A 21,038-nucleotide genomic window follows, 5' to 3' on the forward strand; every position below is an offset into this window, starting at 1 on the left:
TATTCATTGCATCGAAGGCCTGATGGTCAGCCCCGATCAGGTTGCCGCGGAAGGCTCTGCCTTGCCCGAAGCCAACAGCTCCCGCACGATGTTGGCGAACTCCCGGCTCGGCAACGGTCGGCTAAAGAGAAACCCTTGAATCTCGTCACAGCCATAGCTGCGCAGCAAGGCAAGCTGTGGCCCGGTTTCCACGCCTTCGGCAATTACGGTGAGCCCCAGCGTATGTCCAAGCTGGATGATGGCCTTGACGATGGCGACATCCTCCGAATCGCCTTCCATATCGCGGATGAAGGATTGGTCGATCTTGAGTTTGTTCACCGCCAGTCGCTTGAGATACGACAGGCTGGAATAGCCGGTACCAAAATCGTCGATGGAAATCTTGACGCCTATCTCCTTGAGGCGGCGCAAGGTTTCCCTCACCCCGTCCAGATCATGCAACAGGAAAGATTCGGTCAGTTCCAGCTCCAGCAAGCCCGCTTAAGCAAACCGGACTGGGCCAGTGCACGGGACACGGTTTCGACCAGATTGCCACGCTTGAATTGCAATGCCGAGAGATTGACCGCCACCGCAATGGGCGATGGCAGGTTCATCTGGCGCCATTCCTCTGCCTGACGACAGGCTTCGTTCAGCACCCATTCGCCAATCGGGATGATCAGCCCGCTGCGTTCGGCCAACCCTATGAAGCGGCCGGGGCCAAGCAGCCCCCATTGCGGATGCTGCCAGCGCAACAACGCTTCGGCACCGATGATCTGGCCGCTGACCGCGTCAATTTGCGGCTGGTAGTGCAGCACCAATTGCTTTTTAGCGCTTCCCGCAATTGGCCTTGCAACTGCATGTGTTCCAGCGCATCGCGGTTCATTTGCTCGGAGAAGAAGCGATAGGTGTTTCTGCGCTTCCTTGGCGTGATACAGCGCGGTATCGGCATGTTTGAGCAGCGTGTTCAGGTCGCTATCGTCATCGGGAAACAAGCTGATACCGATACTGAACGAGGTATTGAGCGTGTAGCTGTCCACGCTGAACGATTCGGCAAAGGCATCGACAATGCCCCGGGTGATTTCTTCGACGATGACCACTTCCGGCACATCGTGCAGCAGGATCACGAACTCGTCGCCGCCCTGACGACTAATGGTATCGGAGGCACGAATGCAGCCCTGCAAGCGTTGCGCCACCTGCACTAACAGCCGGTCGCCGCAACCGTGGCCAAGGCTATCGTTGACCTGTTTGAAATTATCCAGATCCAGAAACAGCACGGCGACCGTGGAGTGTTCGCGCTTGGCCACCGTCGCCGCCTGATTGAAGCGGTCTTGCAATAAGCGTCGATTGGGCAAGCCGGTTAGCGGGTCGTAATGCGCCAAAAACTCCAGCTTTTTCTCTGCCGCCTGATGCTGGATACGCGTGCGCAAGGTTTGGATGCCATAAGCAAGGTTATTGGCCAGTTCTTCCAGTAGCTCGACTTCCCCGGCATTAAAGGCACTGGCTTCGGCCGCGTAAATGGTTAAAGCACCCAACACCCGGCTGTTGACGATCAGCGGCAATGCAATACTGGACTGATAGCCGCGCCGCACGGCCAATTCGCGCCACGGCAGCATTTTCGGATTGGTCAGGACATTCTGGTTGACGGTGGTGTGCCCAGTGCGGATCGCCGTGCCGGTGGGGCCCTGCCCCAGCGGCGTATCGGCCCACGACACGGCCATGCCATCCAGATAGCCTTCTTCATAGCCAGACTGCGCCATCGGACGCACGCTGCGGCTAGCATCGTGTTGGGCAAAGCCAACCCATGCCATCCGGTAGCCACCGGTTTCCACCGCCAAGCGGCAGATGGTGGACAACAACCCCTGCTCGTCCTCGGCACGGATCAATGCGTTATTGCACTTGCTCAACAGCTTGAGCGCCCGGGTCAGGTGCTTCTGGTTGAGTTCCGCCTGCTTGGCCGGGTAATGTCCTCATACATACCCAAGATGCCGATCACGTTTTGTTCCGCGTCATGCAAAGGCACCTTGGAGGTGCGCAACCAGATCATCCTGCCGTCAGGAGTGGTTTGCTGTTCCCCGGAAGTTCAACTTTGGCTCGCCGGACTCCATGACAGCCTGATCGTCCGCACGATAGGCTTCCGCCTGGTCGCGCCAGCCCATGTCAAAATCGGTCTTGCCGATCAGCTGTTGCGCACGGCTCCAGTTTGCATCGCGGGCAAACAGGCTGTTGGCCCCCAGATAACGCGAAGCACGGTCCTTCCAGAACACCCGAATGGGGAGGCTTTCAACAATCTCCTGCAACAGCGCCTTGTAGGAAGGGTCGTGAACGTTCTTCATCGTAACCTTTGTTGAATGATTGACAGGGCAGCGTGAGGACCAAGCCCGCAGACTCCATACTATCAATTTTCCATCATCCGCATGTGCTTCACACCGCCATTAACATCAAACCGTCAGAATGGCGAGACGGTCAGCTATCTGCCGACGGAGCGTCCACCTCTCCAGTGGCCGGATACAGGCTGGCACAGGCTTGCAATTGCGGTTGCAGGGTTTTCACCAGCTGCCACAGTTTTTCTGCCACCGGATAGAGCGAACGGTTCCGCCGTCGTATCAGCATGATGGTACGGCGCGCTACCGGCACCAGCGGCACAGCCACCAAGGTGGAACCGGCCGGAAAGGGCAAAGCCAGCCCCGGGCTGACACTGACACCGACGCCAGCCTGCACCAGACGGAACACCGAGGCGGAATGACCCAGTTCCTGCGCCACCGACACCCTCACGCCATGTTCTGCCAGAATCTGGTCGATCAACGGTAAACTACCGGAGTTGTAATCCAGCAACACCAGCGCCTGCCCTTCCAGCTGTTGCCACGAGACCTCAGGCAAACGCGCCAGTGGATGGTCTTGTCGGCACACCAGCCAGAAAGCATCGTCCAGCACCGGTTCGCAGATCAGGTCTTCGGCCAACCCCGGCTGCACCACCAGACCAAAATCCACCTCGCCGGAACGCACCTGATCGATATTCAGGCGCTGCACCTGATCATGCATCACCAGCCTTACCTGCGGATAATGCTCGGCACAGGCCGATAACAGCGTCGGCATCAGGCTGGCCGACAGGGTCGGGCTGCTGGCAATGTGTACCGTACCCTGCGTCTGCTCGCCCTGCTTGCGCGCTTCCAGAAGAACATCCTGCAACTCGTCCAGCACGCGCGCCAGCTGACTGCTTAAACGCACCCCGACGGTGGTCAGTTCAACATCCCGCGTTGTCCGGTCGAGCAACCGCACGGCCAGCTCGGCCTCCAGTTCGCGGATACAACGGCTGACTGCTAAGCTGGGTCAGGCCGATGGACTCGCCAGCACGGCTGAAATGGCGATGGCGCGCCACGGCCAGAAAGACCTGCAATTGCCGCAACGAGATATTCATGCAAAAAACTCATCAATTGATTATATAAATGAATTTGTATTCTCAATTTGCTTGCGTTTCAATAGCGGCCATCTCTATCTGTCGCGGTCGGGCACAAAGCTACCGCGCACTTCGGACCTGAATATGTGGCGTTATATTGATCCGTTTACCCGGGCGCTGATCCTCACCGTGACGCTGGCCAGCCTGTTTCCCTGCCACGGTGCGGCCGTTCCCATCTTCAATGGCGTCACCAATGTCGGCATCAGCCTGCTGTTTTTCCTGCATGGCGCCAAGCTGTCACGTCAGGCCGTGGTAGCTAAGCGCCACCCACTGGCGGCTGCACTTGCTGGTACTGGCGTTTACTTTTGTGCTGTTCCCGCTGCTCGGGCTGGCGCTCAAACCGTTGTTGAGCCCGCTGGTCACCCCGGCGTTGTACATGGGGGTGCTGTACCTGTGCATGCTGCCCTCCACGGTCCAGTCTTCGATTGCCTTTACCTCGATGGCACAGGGCAATATTCCGGCGGCCATTTGCAGCGCCACGGCCTCGAATATTCTGGGGATTTTCATCACGCCGCTGCTGGTTGGCCTGTTGCTGGTCAACCATGGCAGCCAGGCACAAGGATGGGAACCGGTGATCGCGATTGTGTTGCAGCTGCTGCTGCCGTTCATCGCCGGGCAACTGGTGCGACCGCTGATCGGCCACTGGGTGGCGGATCACAAACGGCTGGTAAAAATGGTGGATCAGGGGTCGATTCTGCTGGTGGTGTATACCGCCTTCAGCGAGGCGGTGATCAGCGGCTTGTGGCAACAGACACCGCTCTCCGCGCTGGCCGGGCTGCTGCTGATCAATGCCTTGTTGCTGGCGACTTTGCTGGGGCTGACTTTCTGGCTCAGTCAGCGTTTGGGGTTTAACCGGGAAGACCGCATTACGATTTTATTCTGCGGTTCCAAAAAGAGCCTTGCCAGCGGCGTGCCGATGGCCAAGGTGCTGTTTGCTTACCATCCGATCGGTGCCATCGTGCTGCCGCTGATGCTGTTCCACCAGATTCAACTGATGGTGTGCGCACTGCTGGCACAACACCTGCACAAGCGCGCGCCGGGGGCGACGGCGCAGAGTTGAGTCAGGCCGGTGTTTTCGGCCAACCTTAGTACGCACCGGGGCTGGATTACAGCTCGTTGAGCCGGGCCTTTTCCTTGAGCGCCTTGAGTTCGTCACGCAGCCTTGCGGCTTTTTCGAACTCGAGGTTACGCGCCGCTTCCAGCATTTCCTTCTCCAGCCGTTTCAGTTCTTTGGCCGGGGTTTTCTCGTCCATCATCGCCACACGCGCCTCGTCCACCAGCTCCTTGCGCTGCGCATCCGGGCTGTAAACGCCATCGATGATGTCCTTGATCTTCTTCTCCACGCCTTTGGGCACGATGCCATGAGCGGTGTTGAAGGCAATCTGCTTGCTGCGCCGCCGCTCGGTTTCGTCCATGGCGCGCTTCATGGAATCGGTAATGCGGTCGGCGTACAACAGCGCCTTGCCGTGCAGGTTACGCGCCGCGCGGCCGATGGTCTGGATCAGCGAGCGATCGGAACGCAGGAAACCTTCCTTGTCGGCATCCAGAATCGCCACCAGGGCTGACTTCGGGAATATCCAGCCCCTCGCGCAACAGGTTGATGCCGATCAGCACATCAAACATGCCCAGACGCAAGTCGCGCAGGATTTCCACCCGCTCCACCGTGTCGATGTCGCTGTGCAAATACCGCACCTTGATGCCATGTTCGGTGTAGTAATCGGCCAGTTGCTCCGCCATGCGCTTGGTCAGCGTGGTCACCAGCACGCGCTCGTTTTTGTCCATGCGCTCGCGGATTTCCGACAGCAAATCGTCCACCTGCGTGGCCACTGGACGAATCTCGATTTCCGGATCGACCAAGCCGGTAGGGCGCACCACCTGTTCCACCACCTGGCCAGCATGTTCTTTTTCGTAAACCGACGGCGTGGCCGAGACAAACACGGTTTGCGGCATCAGGTGCTCAAACTCATGGAACTTGAGCGGGCGGTTATCCACCGCCGACGGCAGGCGGAAACCGTATTCCACCAGATTGGCCTTGCGCGCGGCGTCGCCCTTGTACATGGCACCGATCTGCGGAATGGTGACATGGCTTTCGTCGATGAACATCATGGCGTTCTTGGGCAGATAGTCGATCAGCGTCGGCGGCGGATCGCCCGGCCCGCGCCCGGAAAAATGCCGCGAATAGTTTTCGATGCCTTTGCAAAACCCCATTTCGTACAGCATTTCCAGATCAAAACGGGTGCGCTGCTCAATGCGCTGCGCCTCAACCAGTTTGCCTTCTTTCTGGAACCAGGGCGATACGTTCGGCCAACTCCAGCTTGATCTTTTCGCAAGCGCGCAACACCGTATCGCGCGGCGTCACATAGTGGCTGGACGGGAACACGGTATAGCGCCCCACGCGCTGTTTGGTGACGCCGGTTAGCGGGTCGAACAGCGTCAGCGTTTCCACCTCGTCGTCAAACAGGCTCAAGCGCAGCGCCGTGTCGCTGCTTTCTGCCGGGAAGATGTCGATGACATCGCCGCGAACGCGAAAAGTCCCGCGGGCAAAGTCGATGTCATTGCGATCGTACTGCATGGTCGCCAGCCGCCCGATGATCTCGCGCTGCGGCAGTTTTTCGCCTTCCTTCAGGTGCAGGATCATCTGGTGGTAATCGGATGGATCACCAATCCCGTAGATGGCCGACACGGTAGCTACGATCACACAATCCGGGCGCTCCAGCAGGCTCTTGGTCGCGGAGAGGCGCATCTGTTCGATATGTTCATTGATGCTGGAATCCTTCTCGATGAACAGATCGCGGCTGGGTACGTAGGCTTCCGGCTGGTAGTAGTCGTAATACGACACGAAATATTCGACCGCATTTTCCGGAAAGAACTCGCGCATTTCGCTGTATAGCTGCGCCGCCAGCGTCTTGTTGTGCGCCATGATGATGGCCGGGCGGCCGGTGCGCGCAATCACGTTGGCCATGGTAAAGGTCTTGCCCGAGCCGGTTACGCCCAGCAAGGTCAGATAAGACAACCCGTCGTCCAGACCTTCCACCAGCTGGGCAATCGCCGTGGGTTGATCACCGGCAGGGGGGAACGGTTGGTTGAGCTTGAACGGGCTATCAGGAAAGGTCGTGAGCATGGCACACACGGGCGGGCAGTAATGGCCGAATTTTACGCCGAGTCGGCCACAAACTCACCTGATTACCGCGCTATCTGGACAACTGGCAAATTTTTTGCTGCACAGAAACAGGCAACCTTGTTTAAAATGTAAGCCATCCGTGCCTGCGTGGAATAAAACCGCAAGCACCTTGTGACCAACGGTATTTTTTAACGATGAACGGCACTTTTTCGTCATTAAAATATCAAAACAGAACAAGGCAGGAGGATTGTTGCGATGATCACTCAACCTCCATGGCGCAAAACTGACGCCATAAGGCATCGTATGGCGTCCTTGACGCGCAACAAGGAAAAACGAGCCGGTTAGGCGCGCGACAATCCGCACCCCGATTTCAGGCGTTCGTAAGCGCCCTTTTGTTAACGACAATACACGGAATGTAAGCATGCTCAGGAAACTTGCAGGCCTGCTCATATCGGCCGCATTGGCAATGCCGGTATTGGCAGGTCCTCGTCCGGGAATCATGGTCGCCAGCCAGATGGCCGACTACAGCGTCCCGCGACTCAATTCCCAATCGGTGCTGGTGCTCAATGGCAACACCGGCGAAGCGCTGTATGAAAAAAACATCCATCAGCGCATGCCGATTGCCTCCATCTCCAAGCTGATGACAGCCATGGTGTTGCTCGATTCAGAACTGCCGATGGAACAGTCCGTCACCATTTCCGATGCGGAAATCGACCGGCTGAAGAAAACCCACTCCCGGTTAATGGTGGGCACCACGCTCAGCCGCAAGGAATTGTTGCTGCTGGCGCTGATGTCGTCGGAAAACCGCGCCGCAGCTGCTCTGGCCCGTAGCTATCCGGGAGGCACGGCTGCGTTTGTCAATCGCATGAACCGCAAGGCGCGCAGCCTGGGCATGCACGACACCATTTTCTATGACCCGACCGGTCTGGACATGCGCAACACCTCCACGGCGGCCGATCTGGCGCGCATGGTGAAAGCGGCACACAACTACCCGTTGATCCGCGCCTTCACCACCACGCAAGAACATCAAATCGTGGCCGCCAACAACCGCCTGCTGCAGTACCGCAACAGTAACGCCTTGGTACGCGGCGGCGATTGGGATATCAGCGTGCAGAAAACCGGTTACATTCAGGAAGCCGGGCGCTGCATGGTGATGCAAGCCACGGTTGGCTCGCAGCCACTGATCATCGTGCTGTTGGCCGCTGGCGGCAGTTCCGCCCGCGTCAACGATGCCAAAACCATCAAGACCTGGCTGGAATCCCACCCCAGCAGCTGGATGGCAGTTACTAAGGTTGGCCGAACGGCATGGCGCCACCTACAGTGCCATGCCGTGTTTACCCCTTACCCCCATCCGATCAAGCCACTACCCCAATCCCCCGCCACCGCGCCCGACTCAGTTACCCCGCTTCGCCCAAAACGGCTAACATCAGCCATCAACGTACACCGCAGCAATTGGCATTAGCCATGGAAGCCTGAATGCTCCGTCACCTGAAAACACTGCCATCGGTGGTCTGGCTGATTGGCCTGATCAGTCTGCTCAACGATAGCGCGAGCGAAATGCTCTATCCGGTCATTCCACTGTATCTGTCATCGGTACTGCTGGCCGGACCCAAGGCCATGGGATTGATCGAAGGTATCGCCGAAGCCACGGCCAGCCTGCTCAAACTGTTTTCCGGCGTGGTGGTTGACCGGACGCGGCGCAGCAAACCATGGATCGTCCTAGGGTATGGCGTGGCCGGACTGGGACGCCCGCTGATGGCACTGGTTGCCAGCTGGCCGTGGTTACTGCTGCTACGTTTTACCGACCGGCTGGGCAAAGGCGTACGCACCTCGCCGCGCGATGCGATGTTGGCCGAAAGCGTGGAACCGGCTCAACGCGGCCTCGCCTTTGGCGTGCACCGTGCCATGGACAATGCTGGCGCCGTCATCGGCCCGCTGCTGGCGGCCGCCCTGCTCGGCGCGCATGTGCCATTACGTGACATTTTCCTGTGGGCCGCCCTTCCGGCCGCATTGTGCCTGCTACTGACGCTCCTACTGAAAGAGCCAGCAGCGCCCGCTGTCAGCGCCCGTGAGCCGCTGAATTGGCAACTGACGGATCTGCCGCTGGCTTTCCGCCGTTATCTGGTCGTGGTGGGCATGTTTGCACTGGGCAACTCGTCCAACATGTTTCTGCTGTTGCGCGCGCGCGAACTGGGCGTCAGCGCCGCACATGTACCATTACTCTGGGCCGGTGTCTCCGCCGTGGCCATGCTGCTGTCGGCGCCACTGTCCGGCCTATCGGACAAGGTGGGGCGCATCCGGCTGTTGCTGCTGGGCTACAGCGCCTATGGGCTGGTTTATCTACTGATGGGCAATCTGGTTTCGGCCAACATGGAGCTTTATGTCCTGTTTGCCTGCTACGGCATTTTTCTTGCCGCCACCGAAGGGGTGGAAAAAGCACTGGTCGCCGATCTGGCCCCAACTCCACGTCGCGGCACGGCATTTGGCTGGTTTAATCTGGTCGCCGGGGTGGCGTTACTGCCCGCCTCGTTACTGTTTGGCTGGTTATACCAGAGCTTCTCGCCGCTACTCGCCTTTGGCTTTTCCGGCGGCTGTGCCTTGATGGCAGGTTTGTTGTTGGCCTTCTGGGTACGGCCAGTGCTGCCGCAATTCAGCGGCACACCAGGATAAGCGCTACGCCCACAGCCAATAAGCTGCCCGCCCGCCAACAAAATGGCCCGGCTACCCCGCCAGGCCATTCGTCAAACTCAACATCATGCTAATCTCAGCGATGCGGCACCAAGCGCAGATAATCGCCCTCTTCCACCCGCAAGCGGGCACGGTTGGCAATGCCAATGGAGAAATTTGGCTGCACCTGTATCACCGACACATCGCCAGACAGCGACTCCGGTATCCCCAGTTCACGGCCATTACCGGCCGCGCGAATGGTGGATGACGACAACGGCTTGTACAACAGCAACCGGTCACCCGGGCTTAAGCCATCCAGCCCACCGGCATTGATGTAGACGCGGTTGCCCGACTCAACCCGCGCTACCCGTGCCGAGAACGGAATACAACCGATCACATCGGCCACCCGCTGCGTCACGCGCTGCAGCGCCCGATCCACCGCCCGACCGTAATCGGTCTGCCAGAATCCGGCCGAGGCAAAAGGCAACACCGGTCTTGGCATGACGTCGCCCTGTCCCAACTCGCTGATGCGTTCATTCGCCAAAAGCGCCCCGGTCAGCGCGTCGTATACCCACAGTTCGGTATCAAACTGGCGTTCAGTCGGCTGATACTTGATGGCACCACCCAGCAAACCGGCAAATGGCCCGGTGTAATACGCCCCTTGCTGGCTGGTGTTATTGGATTCAAACAACGTAGGGCGCAGCCCCTTGCCGGTCACCGCCGTCGACAGGACACGCCCGGACACCACGAACTGGGCGTCTTCCCGCCGCCCGATCTCGCGCACGGTATTCCAGCCGGTCGCCGGTTCGCTGATGGTCGCTTGCGGCAATACGGTCAACCGGTTGGCATTGCGCACTGCAAACGACGGGTTGGCCGAAAGCCGACGCGCCAGTTCGGTAGGCAAGGCCGTTGCCAAATCCGGCATATCCGGCGCTTCATCCGGATGGGAAACATCGAAATAGCTGGTCACCAGCCGCCGCCGTAATACACGCCCGGCTTAGGCATGGTACATGCCGGGTCGGCACGTTTCGCGCTGGCAGAGCCGCCCGCCACAGCAATCTTGACGTGGTAGAGGCCATCTTCGGCGTACTCATTCAACACCTGCACCTTGCCACGCAGCGTGAGCCGCGGTCAGCGTGCTCGCCTCACTCACATTGCCAGAATCCAGCAGCTGAGTGGCATCCAGTTGTGCGCCCTGACTGATCGCCGCCTGACGTAAGGCATCGCGAATCGCCAGTTCACGCGCGGCTGGCACCCCTGCGTCCAGCGTGGCCACTCCGTCAGCGGTTACCGCCGCGGCGCATAGCGGGCCAGTCAAAACAAACGCCGCCACAAGGGCGGCGAGACGGCAAGTGAAGCGAGTACGTGTCATTTAGTGCGCGACGTAATAGTTGCTGCTGTAACGGGTGGCACCGCAATTGGTTTCGGCACACTCCACCCCCACGGTGGCATTCTGCTGTGCAGCCTTCATCACGCTGCCGGTTTTCTCCAGCGCATTTTTGTATTGCTTGTAGAAATCCTGATCCAGCACGATTTCCGCCACGGCTTCGCTGGTGCCGTCCGGCTGCATGGTGGTAGAAACGATGCGCACGCCACGCAGGAAGGCATCCACATAGGTACGGAAGCCGTCGTTGGTGGCGATCATGTTCGACACCGAGCTGTTCCCCACCAGTTTCATACCCTGCACTTGTTCAGCAATGGCACGGAAGGCATCCAGACGCGCTGCGCGTAGCGCCAGCAGCTTGCGTTGCGACGGCGTCAGCGAGCGGGAATACGGTGCGGCACCATTGCCCGTCACCCGGATGGTAACCGGCTGATACGGATTGACTTCCTTGACCACCACTTTAGGGGCCGCTTCCGGCTCGATACCGGGGGCAGATAGCCCACACCCGTCACCGCCAGATCGGTGCGCTCCACCGGGGCAATCGGCGATTCCGACGTATAAACAGGAGGTTTTTCCGCCGTGGCACAGGCGGACAAGCCAAGCAGTAACACAACAGAGGCAAGACGGGCAGAGCAAGCTTTCATGACAGGTACCAGTATTTATTGTTGTGGATGTTATGAATCATCGGCAAACAACGTCAACCTCTATGTCGACAGAATGGGCAAAAACTTGAGTCTTACTCGCCGGTTCGAGTCAGAATCGGCCCTGACGGCCGCTCAGGGGCGCCGCTGCAACCAGCGCCCGCCCAGAACATTGACGAGCAAACCGCCCAGTAGCAACAGGCTACCCAGCGTTTGCAACAACGTCAGCCGCTCGCCCAGCAAGAGCGCCGCCGCCAACAAGCCGACCACCGGCACCAGCAACGAAAACGGCGCCACCTTATTGGCCGGATGGCGCCCCAACAAGCGGCTCCACAAGCCATAACCGAGCAAGGTTGCCACAAAGGCCAGATACGCCACGGCCAGAAATGACGACCACGAAAAATGCTGCAACGCCGTCAGCATGCGGGTTTCACCTTCCAGCAGCCAGGACAGCAGCAAGAACGGTAGCGGCGGTATCAGGCTCGACCAGACCACCAAGCCCAGCGGATCACTTTTGTAGCCTGCCTGCCCCATCAAGCGCACGACCACATTAGACGTCGCCCAGCACAACGCGGCGGCCAAGGTCAGACCCAGACCCAACGCGGTCATGCTGCCGCCCTTGCTCAGGCCGATCAACACCAAACCAGAGGCCGCACACAGCAATCCGGCAATCTGTGCCGCCTGCCAGCGTTCCTTTAACCACAAACCGGCCAGAATCAGCGTGAAAAATGCCTGCGACTGCAACACCACAGAAGCCAGCCCTGCGGGCATTCCGAGCTTGATGGCAGAAAACAAACACCCAAACTGCCCAACCCCAACCGTCAAGGCGTACGCGGCCAGCCAGCGCCACGGCAGTGCCGGGCGCCGGATAAAAAATACCGCCGGAATCGCCGCCAGCGAGAAGCGCAATGCTCCCAGCAACAACGGCGGCACATCGGCAACGCCCCACTTGATCACGACAAAATTCACGCCCCACACCAGTACAATTGCCAGTGCCTGCGCGATATCCAACAACGGCATGCGTGCTCCTGTTCCTCATCATTTTTTGCCAGCGGCCATGCAATAATCGCAGCATCCACGGCCCGGCAGTATCGCATTACGCCACGGGCTGAAGAAATGCCAATGACACGAAAGTTACGCAATCACCCATACAGCCGGGCACCCGCAAACCGGGTTACAACACATCGACATCGTTTTAACTGACAAATCAGCCATTTATTCGTATAATCAAGATTGCCTCCTTACTCAATGCCCCGAATGCGGGGCATTTGCCGTTTGCCTTGCCCTGAAGGCGGTAACAAAATAAGTCTTCCGCAGGGTCAATTAATAGAAGCAAATTCACGCCATTAACCCTCAGGCCGTCATCAAAAAAGCCGACGGGAGTCGTGGCTACCCGTCATTAAGAAAGGAATGGAATGTCAAAAGAAGACATGATCGAACTGCAAGGCGTTGTCATTGAAATGCTGCCGGAATCCCGTTTCCGTGTACGTCTGGATAATGATGTAGAAATTTTGGCTTACGGTTCTGGCAAAATGAAAATGCACCGTATCCGCGTCTTGGTGGGCGACCGCGTGACCGTGGAAATGTCTCCGTACGATCTGACCAAAGGGCGCATCAACTTCCGTCACCCGACCGCTCGTGTCGAAGGCATGCCGGGACCTGGTCCGCGTCCGCGCCGTCACTAATAGGCAAGCCCGCTCTGGCGGCTTTGCTCTGGAATTCACTTGAAAATAAACGAATTACAACTCGGTGACCTGGTCACCGAACAGCACGATACTCATTCTGTCGCTTTTGAAGTCATTGCCATCAGCAAGATGGGGCGCCACTGCCCGGTGACCTTTCGCTCGGCTTTTGGCGAGACTTGCGCTCGCTATCACGGCGAGGCCTATATTGGGGCTGTGCGCTAACCGACAGCAATACACTAGAAGAGCCAACCCCCTGCCCGCTTTGTCGCCCACGGCCCTGAGACAGGACCATGGAGGGGTTGGCCTCTCTCGCCACTTTCCATCCTTTTTCGCCCTACCGCCTGTTGATACCGCATCAGGCACTAGTGTGTTCCGGCATTGACGCATTCCCCAAAGAAAAACCCCGCTTCCTGACGGATAGCGGGGCGGCAGCTGATGGCCGTGGTTGGCCGAAAACAGCCAACTCAGGCCAAGGCTTCACGCAGTCGGCGCAGAACCTCATCCTTGCCGATCAGGGCCAGTACCGCATCCACAGACGGCGTGTGCGTGGTGCCGCACACCAGCACGCGCAGCGGCATGCCCAGCAAGCCCATCTTGATGCCTTCGGCCGTGCAGAACGGCTTGAACAAATCGTGAATGCTTTCCGCCGTCCACTCGGTCAGCGCCTGCAACTGCTCGGCAAAACGCGCCATACGCGCTTTGGAGTCATCCGACAGATGTTTTTCCACATCCGCCGCGGCCGGTTGGCGCTTGCGGTAGAAATAGTCTGCTTCTTGCGCCAGCGTGTTCAGTTCCTGCACGCGGTCTTTGAGCAAGGCCACTACATCGCTCAAGACCGGCCCTTGCGTGATGTCGATCCCGTTATTCTGCAGTCGTGGGGTAATCAGTTCGGCCAACCTTTGATTATCGGCCGCCTTGATGTGCTGGGCATTCAGCCACAGGAATTTTTCCTGATTGAAGCGGCTGGCTGACGGGCTGACGGCTTCCAGACTGAACCATTCAACAAACTGCTCCATGGTAAAGAACTCGTCATCACCATGTCCCCAACCCGGGCGTGCCAGATAGTTGAGCAGCGCCTCCGGCAGGATGCCTTTGTCGGCATATTCCACCACGCTCACGGCGTCGCGGCGTTTGGACATCTTGTGGCCGTCTTCATTCAGGATCATCGGTAGATGGCCGTACACCGGCAGCGGTGCACCCAGCGCTTTCAGGATATTGATCTGGCGCGGGGTGTTGTTGACATGGTCATCGCCACGAATCACGTGGGTGATATTCATGTCCCAGTCATCGATCACCACACAGAAGTTGTAGGTGGGGCTGCCATCCGGACGGGCGATGATCAGGTCGTCCAGTTCTTCGTTCTGGAATTCGATATGACCTTTTACCGCATCGTCCCAACCAACCGAACCGGTGAGCGGTGTCTTGAAGCGGATAACCGGCTCAACACCTTCCGGCACGGCTGGCAGCACCTTGCCCTCTTCCGGGCGCCAGCGGCGGTCGTAACGGGGTTTTTCGCCACGCGCTTCCTGTTCGGCACGCATGGTTTCCAGCTCTTCCTTGCTGCAGTAGCAACGGTAGGCATGGCCACTATCCAGCAATTGCTGGATCACTTCTTTGTAGCGGTCAAAACGCTGCGTCTGGTAGAACGGGCCTTCGTCATAATCCAGCCCCACCCAGTTGATGCCATCCAGAATGGCCTTGACCGATTCCGGCGTGGAGCGTTCCAGATCGGTATCTTCGATACGCAGCACAAACGTGCCGTGATGCTTACGGGCAAAAGCCCGGAAAAGAGCGCGGTGCGCACGCCGCCGATATGCAAATAACCGGTGGGGCTCGGGGCGAAACGGGTACGGATCATGATGGAAGATGCTTGGTCGAAGAAGTAAAGGCGTTATTCTACGCCGTCGGCAAAAAGGCTTACAAACGGGAATGCGGGAAAGCGTGTGGCAGCAGCATCGCTGCGGTGAAATCAGAGAAAAACCCGAGGCAGACAAGGTTGGCCGAACCGACAGGCCCGAGGACACAGACAGCAAGGCCGGGACAATCCTGTCCCGGCCCGTCTGCGTTAAAGAGCCAATGCCGGTTTACCGGCCTTGCGCTTGACAGCAGAGCGCATGTTTTCGTGATTACCCGCCTGCACACCAGCCGGAGCGTCCAGCTTGTCCTGCTGCGGCTGGACATTGGCAGGTTCGCCAGTGCCGTTGGTCAACCAGTGCACAGCCACCAGTTCGCCACTGACTTTGGCTTTACCCGTGGTTTTGCAGGTCAGGCAGACCGGTTTGCCGGAACGTTCACGCAAGGCGGCGTCCACGCGCTTGCCCACCACGGCTACGCCTTTTTCTTTCTGCCAGTTAAGCAGCACATCCGCCAATGAGCGGAATGACGGGTCGTCCTGCTTGTAATGGTTACGGTACGCGGTCAGCCACAATTCCCCAGCACGGTCCTCATTCAGCAAAACCGTCTGATACGCCACGGTAACCGCCGCGCCCGGTGACACTGCCCCAGCCAGATCAAGCGCATCATCGTTCTTCAACCGGATACATCCGTGACTACGGAAACCCGGCACGGAAGACGGTACATTGGTGCCATGAAAACCCAATCCCAACTTGGCCGCGCCAAAGCGGATAAACACCGGCCCCAACGGATTTTCCGGGCCGGGAGGCACAACCGTTAGCACCGGTTTGCCCTGTTTCTTCATTTCTTCCTGAATCGATTTGGGCACATGCCAGCTGGGGGCATGGTACACACCGGTAATGTCATAGCTGCCAATCGGCGTCTGGGTCAGCATTTTGCCCACCGCCACCGGATAAATCTTGGCCAGCTGACCATCCTGATACAGAAACAGCCGGGCCTGCGGCAAATTGACCACCAGATGCAATCCGGATGAGTTTACCGGCACATCCGGCTGCGGCATGGCCGCCATGGCTTACCACCCCAGCAACAAAAGCATCGAGCCTGCCATCCACTTACATACCGACTTGATCATTCTGCACCATTATCCTGTATCACTATATTGATGAAATTCTACCAGAAAGCCGCTAATCGCCCAGTATGCAAAAACCGCTGCGGTCCGGCCCGGTTTTTGAGAAAATTGGCGTTTTACTTGTCTGATTTGCCACGCAAAACCATGACTCACACAAAAAATGTTGCCCTTGTCGAATCTCTGGACCACGAGGGCCGAGGGATTGCTCATGTCGAGGGCAAGACCATTTTCATTGACGGCGCTTTGCCGTATGAAAAAGTACTATACAGCGCTTACCGCAAAAAACCCACGTACGAGAACGCCGACGCCACCGCCGTCATAAAAGAGAGTTTCATGCGTGCCACACCGCGCTGTCCGCATTTTGGTGTGTGCGGTGGCTGTTCGATGCAGCATGTGGAATTTAGTGCGCAAGTGGCCATCAAGCAGCGGGTACTGGAAGACAACCTCAAGCATCTGGGCAAGGTCTCGGCAGAACGCATTCTGACGCCTATCGCTTCTACCCGGCCACGGAACTACCGCCACCGCGCCCGACTCTCCGTGCGCCTGGTCGAGAAGAAAGGCGGCGTGCTGGTTGGCTTTCATGAAAAGCGCTCCAGTTACATTGTCGACATGCGCGAGTGCCATATCCTGCTTAGCGCATATTTCCGACCTGATCGTGCCGATGCGCGAGATGATCATCCGTCTGTCCATCCGCAACCGCCTGCCACAAGTGGAAGTGGCCGTGGGCGACAAGCTGGACATACTGGTGTTCCGCAACATGGACCCGATCACCGCTGACGACGAGGCCATCCTGAAAGCCTTTGCCGACCGGCACAGCCAACCGGGCTTAGCCGTTGCAAATCTGGTTGCAGCCCAAAGGGCCGGACACCTGCTATCCGTTCTACCCGCTGGATGTTCCCAAGCTGAGCTACAGCTTGCCGGGCTTCAACATCGACATGCCGTATTACCCGACCGAATTCACCCGGGTGAACCCGCAGATCAATGGCGTCATGGTGGCGCGAGCATTGAAGTTTCTTGATCCGCAACCGGGCGAGCGCATTGCCGACATGTTCTGCGGCATCGGCAACTTCACCCTGCCGATTGCCCGCTCCGGCGCCACCGTACACGGCATGGAAGGCAGCGAAGCACTGGTCAAGCGGGCGGTGGAAAACGCCACCCACAACGGCTTGCAGGACAAAGTCAGCTATGAGATGGCCAACCTGTTCGAAGTCACCGAGGACAGCTTTGCGGCGCTAGGCAAGTTCGACAAAATGCTGATCGACCCCCCACGCGATGGTGCCGTGCAACTACTCAAAGCCCTCACCGAGGAAACCGCACCACCGCGTATCGTCTACGTCTCCTGCAACCCGGCCACGCTGGCCCGCGATGCGGGGATTCTGGTGCACACCAAGGGCTACACGCTGAAGGCCGCAGGCATCATTAACATGTTCCCGCACACCGCCCACGTCGAGTCCGTCGCCCTGGTTCGAGAAGACCGGCCCATGCAAGAGCCGCGCCGAGATGGATGCACTGGAAGCCGCCGAAGAAGCCGAACGCGAAGCAAAACGTCAGGCCCGCAAACAGCAGGAAGCCGAAGCAGAAGCCCGTAAAAAGGCGGAGTTGGCCGAAAAAGCCGCTGCCAAGGAAGCCCGACGTCAGCACTATCTGGCCAACAAGGACTACTACGACGCCAGAAGCGCCGCCCAGCAGCAAGAGCGGGAAACGGCTGCCGGAACTGAAGGCGCTATAGCCAAGGAATAAGCTGTTTTTGGTGTTTGCTTGTATTGCTCGACCCCAGTTGTCACCCCGGAGCGAGCGATGCACGCGCACCTTACCGACAGCTACATTTCCAGAATGAAGACCCCGGATTCACGTGTTGAAATCAAGGATACGCGGATACCGGGGTTTACTTTGCGTGCAGGAAGGCGTGCCAAGGTGTGGTACTTCCGCAGTACCGTCAGAAGTGAACGGGGAGCACGTAAGGATTTAATGTGATGGTCAGCCTGATGACCATCTGGTTTATGTGGATGTTGCCGTCAGCCCGGCGCTGGCGCGTGAATTCGAGATTTTCCATCTGCCCGCGCTGGCTCTTTATAAAAACGGCGCGTTTCACACCATGGTGAACGCGCCGCTCTCGGCCACTGCACTGACTCGAGGTCTTCAGAATGCCTTGGACGCTCCGCCAGACGAGACGCCCTGAACCGACTGCATCAGCTCGGCAGGCAACTTCACCCAACCTTGTGCGCTAGCCAGCGACAAGGAGGCGGCCAACAACACCAGCGCCAACGGTGAAAACAACAGAATGCCAAGCAAGACCCGCAGGCGGGAAACGCCGGACACTTGCGCCAGCGCATTGATCAGCACCATCACTTCAATCAGCGACAGCACCATGTCGGCCACCATGGCCCCCTGATCGGGCAGCCAGCTGGTCAGCGGTTCGACAAACTGCAGGGCATTGGCCACGACAATCAGGCCGAACAGCGAACCGGTTTGCTTCCATTTGGCCAAGCGTAACCAGACGCCCATGAACTGGGCAAAACACAGCGTTTCCAGCCAGGTAAACAACACCAGAAACGTCATGCGCCCGCCGATGTCGTCCCCCAGATCCGAAGCACCTGCACTGCCGATCACCGCCAACAGGGTCAGTGCCAGTGCTTAAGCAGCCGGGCCGGGTACTGGTAAGCCTCCAGCGGTTTGACGCGAAAACGCAGGAGGTCGATGGCATCGTCAATCAGCAGACGGAACATGAACGGGCCTTAGTCAAAGATAACGGTTTTGTTGCTGTACGACAGAATGCGGTGATCCACATGCCAGCGCACGGCACGTGACAATACCACTTTTTCCAGATCGCGCCCTTTCTGAATCAGGTCTTCCACTTCGTCACGATGGGAGATGCGCATCACTTCCTGCTCGATGATCGGGCCTTCGTCCAGATCCTCGGTCACATAATGGCTGGTGGCACCAATCAGCTTCACGCCGCGGGCAAAGGCGCGGTGATACGGCTTGGCACCATCAAACGCCTACAGGAAGCTGTGGTGAATGTTGATTACGCGGTTGGGGTAGCGTTGCACGAAGTTGGCCGAAAGCACCTGCATGTAACGCGCCAGCACGATGAAATCCACGCTTACTTCGTCCAGCAGACGGAACTGCTCCGCTTCGGCTTCGGCCTTGTTGTCACGCGTCACCGGGATCACGTGGAAGGGGATGCCGTTGAACTCCACCAGACGGCGGCAATCTTCGTGATTGGAAATCACCAGCGGAATATCGCAGCCCAACTCGCCAATGCGCCAGCGGTGCAACAAGTCGGCCAGACAGTGTTCGTACTTGGAGACAAAAATGGCCATGCGCGGCTTGCGTGCCGACAGCGACACGCTCCAGCGCATGTGGTGTTCATCGGCTATCGGCTGGAACGCGGCGGCGAAGGCATCCATCGGCAGGGTAAAGCCCTCCAGATCCCACTGCACCCGCATCAGGAACAGGTTTTCGCTGGTGTCCTGATGCTGGTCCGCATGCATGATGTTGGCGTTATAGGTCACCAGAAAATTGGCGATCGCGGCTACCAGACCTTTTTTGTCTGGCGCATTGATCAGCAACGTGGCCGAAGTGGTGTTTTGGCTCATGTCCAGTTGTCTCGTGTTGTGGTCAGGGAGAAATGCAAAACGCCACAGCGGCGGAGGATCGAGTCTCCGCGCACCGTGGCGCCCTCATCAGCCAGGTGCCATCAGGCGTTAAGGTTGGCCGAATCCAGCGTATTTTGTAGCAGCGTGGCCACCGTCATCGGGCCAACGCCACCCGGCACCGGCGTAATGAAACCGGCACGCTCGCGGGCAACGGCAAATTCGACGTCACCGCAGATGCTGCCATCGTCCAGACGGTTGATACCCACATCGATCACGACGGCGCCCGGCTTGATCCATTCGCCTTTGACGAAGTTGGGAATCCCCACGGCGGCGACCACGATGTCGGCATCGGCCACTTCTTTAGCCAGGTCAGCGGTAGCACTGTGGCACACCGTTACCGTGGCGCGCGCCAGCAACATTTCCAGCGCTTGCGGGCGGCCAACAATATTGGAGGCACCCACGATTACGGCTTTCTTGCCTTTCGGGTCGATGCCGTATTCTTCCAGCAGCGTCATCACGCCGCGCGGGGTACACGGGCGCAGCAGCGGCATCTTGATGGCCAGTCGGCCAACGTTATACGGATGGAAACCATCCACGTCCTTTTTCGGATCGATGCGTTCGATCACGGCTTGCGGATCGATCTGCTTGGGCAGCGGCAGCTGCACCAGAATGCCGTCAATGGAGGCGTCAGCATTGAGTTGGTCGATGATGGCCAACAGCTCGTCCCGGCTGGTACTACCCGGCAGATCGTAAGCCACCGAACGCACGCCTTTTCGCACGAGCGCTTTTTGTTGCGTACATAGATGCTGGAGGCCGGGTTGTCGCCCACCAGAATCACGGCAAGCGCCGGGGCCCGTTTACCGGCTGCCACGCGGGCTTGCACGCCCTCGCTTACGCGACCGATCAGTTTTTCCGCTACTGCTTTGCCATCAATGAGTTGTGCCGACATGCTTTAATCCGTCTGGAACTGGTCCGAAAGGGTGATTTTCTCATTTTTTGCCATGATTACTCAACCGGTATTGACAAGGGGGAGACCTATCCGTATAGTTGCGGACTCTGTCGTCGGGGCGTAGCGCAGCCCTGGTAGCGCACCTGATTTGGGATCAGGGGGTCGCGAGTTCGAATCCCGCCGCCCCGACCAGAACACACAAGCAGCCCGATGTGAGCGCCCGTAGCTCAACCGGATAGAGCACCGGCCTTCTAAGCCGGGGGTTACAGGTTCGAGTCCTGTCGGGCGCACCAAGCTTAAAGTTGTAACTGTGGTGGATGTAGCTCAGTTGGTAGAGTCCCGGATTGTGATTCCGGTTGTCGTGGGTTCGAGCCCCATCATCCACCCCACCCTATTTCGGATTATCGGTGCCCAGCCGGTGTCCACACCGTTACGGCGGTGGATGTAGCTCAGTTGGTAGAGTCCCGGATTGTGATTCCGGTTGTCGTGGGTTCGAGCCCCATCATCCACCCCATCATTTCCAAAGCCCGGCATGTCCGGGCTTTGTCATTTTTGTGCCCCATCAGTAGAACATAGAAG

The 21,038-nt window shown here is 58.4% G+C and carries 23 protein-coding genes, 4 tRNA genes and 5 pseudogenes; 13 read left to right on the forward strand and 19 right to left on the reverse strand.

The features are described from left to right. Positions 1–36 precede the first annotated feature (36 nt). The 6 genes from GKE73_RS02930 to GKE73_RS02950 all read right to left on the reverse strand — a co-directional run bounded on the left by GKE73_RS02930 (position 37) and on the right by GKE73_RS02950 (position 3,391). Entirely contained in the window at positions 37–471 is a 435-nt protein-coding gene (locus tag GKE73_RS02930; RefSeq protein WP_230369031.1) for an EAL domain-containing protein, read from the reverse strand. Then, the gene (locus GKE73_RS02935; RefSeq protein ID WP_230369032.1) at positions 453–1,880 is read right to left on the reverse strand and encodes a putative bifunctional diguanylate cyclase/phosphodiesterase; all 1,428 of its coding nucleotides are present in this window, start codon (positions 1,878–1,880) and stop codon (positions 453–455) included. The genes GKE73_RS02930 and GKE73_RS02935 overlap by 19 nt, the downstream gene beginning before the upstream one ends. 17 nt (positions 1,881–1,897) lie before the next feature. Beyond that, positions 1,898–2,020: a PAS domain-containing protein gene (locus GKE73_RS25315; RefSeq protein WP_376767260.1), complete on the reverse strand. Its 123-nt coding sequence runs from the start codon at positions 2,018–2,020 to the stop codon at positions 1,898–1,900. Positions 2,021–2,027: 7 nt separating this feature from the next. After that, a complete protein-coding gene (locus GKE73_RS02940) occupies positions 2,028–2,309 on the reverse strand; it encodes a PAS domain-containing protein (RefSeq protein ID WP_230369033.1) in 282 nt (93 codons plus the stop codon). A gap of 130 nt (positions 2,310–2,439) precedes the next feature. Next, positions 2,440–3,252 carry a LysR substrate-binding domain-containing protein gene (locus GKE73_RS02945; RefSeq protein WP_230371385.1) on the reverse strand — a complete coding sequence of 271 codons (813 nt, stop codon included), beginning with the start codon at positions 3,250–3,252 and terminating at the stop codon, positions 2,440–2,442. Next, on the reverse strand, positions 3,218–3,391 hold the full coding sequence (locus GKE73_RS02950) for a LysR family transcriptional regulator (RefSeq protein WP_280954720.1): 174 nt from the start codon (positions 3,389–3,391) through the stop codon (positions 3,218–3,220). Before GKE73_RS02950 ends, GKE73_RS02945 begins: the two co-directional genes overlap by 35 nt. 123 nt (positions 3,392–3,514) lie before the next feature. Here GKE73_RS02950 and GKE73_RS22300 point away from each other — a divergent pair. After that, a pseudogene (locus tag GKE73_RS22300) lies at positions 3,515–3,631 on the forward strand (hypothetical protein); the annotation flags it as partial. A gap of 82 nt (positions 3,632–3,713) precedes the next feature. Next, positions 3,714–4,490, forward strand: coding sequence for a bile acid:sodium symporter family protein (locus GKE73_RS02955; protein ID WP_280954721.1), 777 nt, complete (start codon positions 3,714–3,716; stop codon positions 4,488–4,490). Between the two features lie 46 nt (positions 4,491–4,536). On the opposite strand, the pseudogene uvrB reads toward GKE73_RS02955, so the two are convergent. Together uvrB and GKE73_RS02965 are read right to left on the reverse strand one after the other, a co-directional pair. Next, positions 4,537–6,551 (reverse strand): annotated as a pseudogene (gene uvrB / locus GKE73_RS02960) (excinuclease ABC subunit UvrB). 54 nt (positions 6,552–6,605) lie between these two features. Then, entirely contained in the window at positions 6,606–7,052 is a 447-nt protein-coding gene (locus GKE73_RS02965) for a hypothetical protein (protein WP_230369034.1), read from the reverse strand. On the opposite strand from GKE73_RS02965, the gene GKE73_RS02970 reads away from it, so the two are divergent. Both GKE73_RS02970 and GKE73_RS02975 read left to right on the forward strand, forming a co-directional pair. Continuing rightward, complete coding sequence (locus GKE73_RS02970) at positions 7,051–8,013, forward strand: D-alanyl-D-alanine carboxypeptidase family protein (protein WP_230369035.1); 963 nt, start codon at positions 7,051–7,053, stop codon at positions 8,011–8,013. The genes GKE73_RS02965 and GKE73_RS02970 overlap by 2 nt on opposite strands. 14 nt (positions 8,014–8,027) lie before the next feature. Further along, complete coding sequence (locus GKE73_RS02975; RefSeq protein WP_230369036.1) at positions 8,028–9,221, forward strand: MFS transporter; 1,194 nt, start codon at positions 8,028–8,030, stop codon at positions 9,219–9,221. Positions 9,222–9,315: 94 nt separating this feature from the next. Here GKE73_RS02975 and GKE73_RS02980 read toward each other — a convergent pair whose 3' ends face one another. The 5 genes from GKE73_RS02980 to GKE73_RS02995 all read right to left on the reverse strand — a co-directional run bounded on the left by GKE73_RS02980 (position 9,316) and on the right by GKE73_RS02995 (position 12,263). After that, entirely contained in the window at positions 9,316–10,188 is an 873-nt protein-coding gene (locus tag GKE73_RS02980) for a flagella assembly protein FlgT middle domain-containing protein (RefSeq protein WP_230369037.1), read from the reverse strand. Beyond that, positions 10,185–10,316, reverse strand: a complete 132-nt coding sequence (locus tag GKE73_RS22305) for a hypothetical protein (RefSeq protein WP_280954722.1) — start codon at positions 10,314–10,316, stop codon at positions 10,185–10,187. Before GKE73_RS22305 ends, GKE73_RS02980 begins: the two co-directional genes overlap by 4 nt. After that, positions 10,309–10,590, reverse strand: coding sequence for a hypothetical protein (locus GKE73_RS02985; protein WP_230369038.1), 282 nt, complete (start codon positions 10,588–10,590; stop codon positions 10,309–10,311). The genes GKE73_RS22305 and GKE73_RS02985 overlap by 8 nt, the downstream gene beginning before the upstream one ends. Beyond that, positions 10,591–11,061, reverse strand: coding sequence for an LPP20 family lipoprotein (locus GKE73_RS02990; RefSeq protein WP_230369039.1), 471 nt, complete (start codon positions 11,059–11,061; stop codon positions 10,591–10,593). A gap of 317 nt (positions 11,062–11,378) precedes the next feature. Next, positions 11,379–12,263 carry an EamA family transporter gene (locus GKE73_RS02995; protein ID WP_230369040.1) on the reverse strand — a complete coding sequence of 295 codons (885 nt, stop codon included), beginning with the start codon at positions 12,261–12,263 and terminating at the stop codon, positions 11,379–11,381. Positions 12,264–12,658: 395 nt separating this feature from the next. Between GKE73_RS02995 and infA the strand changes: the two genes are divergently transcribed. Continuing rightward, positions 12,659–12,928: a translation initiation factor IF-1 gene (gene infA, locus GKE73_RS03000; protein ID WP_230369041.1), complete on the forward strand. Its 270-nt coding sequence runs from the start codon at positions 12,659–12,661 to the stop codon at positions 12,926–12,928. Between the two features lie 39 nt (positions 12,929–12,967). Beyond that, positions 12,968–13,150, forward strand: a complete 183-nt coding sequence (locus GKE73_RS03005) for a hypothetical protein (protein WP_230369042.1) — start codon at positions 12,968–12,970, stop codon at positions 13,148–13,150. Between the two features lie 242 nt (positions 13,151–13,392). Here GKE73_RS03005 and gltX read toward each other — a convergent pair. Next, positions 13,393–14,789: pseudogene (gene gltX, locus GKE73_RS03010) on the reverse strand (glutamate--tRNA ligase). Positions 14,790–14,993: 204 nt separating this feature from the next. Further along, positions 14,994–15,851, reverse strand: a complete 858-nt coding sequence (locus tag GKE73_RS03015; protein WP_230369043.1) for a L,D-transpeptidase — start codon at positions 15,849–15,851, stop codon at positions 14,994–14,996. A 204-nt stretch (positions 15,852–16,055) separates the two neighbouring features. Here GKE73_RS03015 and GKE73_RS03020 point away from each other — a divergent pair, with 204 nt between their 5' ends. Genes GKE73_RS03020 through GKE73_RS03030 form a run of 3 tightly spaced genes read left to right on the forward strand, consistent with a single transcriptional unit; the run spans position 16,056 to position 17,651 of the window. Then, positions 16,056–16,688, forward strand: a complete 633-nt coding sequence (locus tag GKE73_RS03020; RefSeq protein WP_230369044.1) for a TRAM domain-containing protein — start codon at positions 16,056–16,058, stop codon at positions 16,686–16,688. A 56-nt stretch (positions 16,689–16,744) separates the two neighbouring features. Next, positions 16,745–17,500 carry a methyltransferase domain-containing protein gene (locus GKE73_RS03025; protein ID WP_230369045.1) on the forward strand — a complete coding sequence of 252 codons (756 nt, stop codon included), beginning with the start codon at positions 16,745–16,747 and terminating at the stop codon, positions 17,498–17,500. Beyond that, complete coding sequence (locus GKE73_RS03030) at positions 17,412–17,651, forward strand: hypothetical protein (RefSeq protein WP_230369046.1); 240 nt, start codon at positions 17,412–17,414, stop codon at positions 17,649–17,651. Before GKE73_RS03025 ends, GKE73_RS03030 begins: the two co-directional genes overlap by 89 nt. Before the next feature lie 196 nt (positions 17,652–17,847). Here the strand turns inward: GKE73_RS03030 and GKE73_RS03035 are convergent, their stop codons facing one another. The 4 genes and pseudogenes from GKE73_RS03035 to folD all read right to left on the reverse strand — a co-directional run bounded on the left by GKE73_RS03035 (position 17,848) and on the right by folD (position 20,459). Continuing rightward, positions 17,848–18,003 carry a hypothetical protein gene (locus GKE73_RS03035; protein ID WP_230369047.1) on the reverse strand — a complete coding sequence of 52 codons (156 nt, stop codon included), beginning with the start codon at positions 18,001–18,003 and terminating at the stop codon, positions 17,848–17,850. Between the two features lie 47 nt (positions 18,004–18,050). Beyond that, positions 18,051–18,527 (reverse strand): hypothetical protein, encoded by a 477-nt coding sequence (locus tag GKE73_RS03040; protein WP_230369048.1) that lies wholly within the window; start codon positions 18,525–18,527, stop codon positions 18,051–18,053. A 119-nt stretch (positions 18,528–18,646) separates the two neighbouring features. Next, positions 18,647–19,510, reverse strand: a pseudogene (purU, locus tag GKE73_RS03045) (formyltetrahydrofolate deformylase). Positions 19,511–19,611: 101 nt separating this feature from the next. Further along, a pseudogene (gene folD, locus GKE73_RS03050) lies at positions 19,612–20,459 on the reverse strand (bifunctional methylenetetrahydrofolate dehydrogenase/methenyltetrahydrofolate cyclohydrolase FolD). A 114-nt stretch (positions 20,460–20,573) separates the two neighbouring features. On the opposite strand from folD, the gene GKE73_RS03055 reads away from it, so the two are divergent. The 4 genes from GKE73_RS03055 (at position 20,574) to GKE73_RS03070 (ending at position 20,973) form a co-directional block, all read left to right on the forward strand. Next, positions 20,574–20,651, forward strand: a tRNA-Pro gene (locus GKE73_RS03055). A 24-nt stretch (positions 20,652–20,675) separates the two neighbouring features. Then, a tRNA-Arg gene (locus tag GKE73_RS03060) sits at positions 20,676–20,752 on the forward strand. Positions 20,753–20,772: 20 nt separating this feature from the next. After that, positions 20,773–20,848, forward strand: a tRNA-His gene (locus GKE73_RS03065). A gap of 49 nt (positions 20,849–20,897) precedes the next feature. Then, positions 20,898–20,973: transfer RNA gene (locus GKE73_RS03070), tRNA-His, on the forward strand. Positions 20,974–21,038 lie beyond the last annotated feature (65 nt).

Origin of the sequence: Paludibacterium denitrificans (genome assembly GCF_009707705.1) — a bacterium.
Taxonomy (GTDB): domain Bacteria; phylum Pseudomonadota; class Gammaproteobacteria; order Burkholderiales; family Chromobacteriaceae; genus Paludibacterium_A; species Paludibacterium_A denitrificans.

Bases quoted from the DNA above. Each gene is read 5' to 3' on its own strand.
- infA (WP_230369041.1), top strand. From the start codon at position 12,659: ATGTCAAAAGAAGACATGATCGAACTGCAAGGCGTTGTCATTGAAATG.
- GKE73_RS02970 (WP_230369035.1), top strand. From the start codon at position 7,051: ATGGTCGCCAGCCAGATGGCCGACTACAGCGTCCCGCGACTCAATTCC.
- GKE73_RS03020 (WP_230369044.1), top strand. From the start codon at position 16,056: ATGACTCACACAAAAAATGTTGCCCTTGTCGAATCTCTGGACCACGAG.
- GKE73_RS02975 (WP_230369036.1), top strand. From the start codon at position 8,028: ATGCTCCGTCACCTGAAAACACTGCCATCGGTGGTCTGGCTGATTGGC.
- GKE73_RS03015 (WP_230369043.1), bottom strand. From the start codon at position 15,851: ATGGCGGCCATGCCGCAGCCGGATGTGCCGGTAAACTCATCCGGATTG.
- GKE73_RS03030 (WP_230369046.1), top strand. From the start codon at position 17,412: ATGGATGCACTGGAAGCCGCCGAAGAAGCCGAACGCGAAGCAAAACGT.
- GKE73_RS25315 (WP_376767260.1), bottom strand. From the start codon at position 2,020: ATGATCTGGTTGCGCACCTCCAAGGTGCCTTTGCATGACGCGGAACAA.
- GKE73_RS02995 (WP_230369040.1), bottom strand. From the start codon at position 12,263: ATGCCGTTGTTGGATATCGCGCAGGCACTGGCAATTGTACTGGTGTGG.
- GKE73_RS02950 (WP_280954720.1), bottom strand. From the start codon at position 3,391: ATGAATATCTCGTTGCGGCAATTGCAGGTCTTTCTGGCCGTGGCGCGC.
- GKE73_RS02965 (WP_230369034.1), bottom strand. From the start codon at position 7,052: ATGATTCCCGGACGAGGACCTGCCAATACCGGCATTGCCAATGCGGCC.
- GKE73_RS02985 (WP_230369038.1), bottom strand. From the start codon at position 10,590: ATGACACGTACTCGCTTCACTTGCCGTCTCGCCGCCCTTGTGGCGGCG.
- GKE73_RS02940 (WP_230369033.1), bottom strand. From the start codon at position 2,309: ATGAAGAACGTTCACGACCCTTCCTACAAGGCGCTGTTGCAGGAGATT.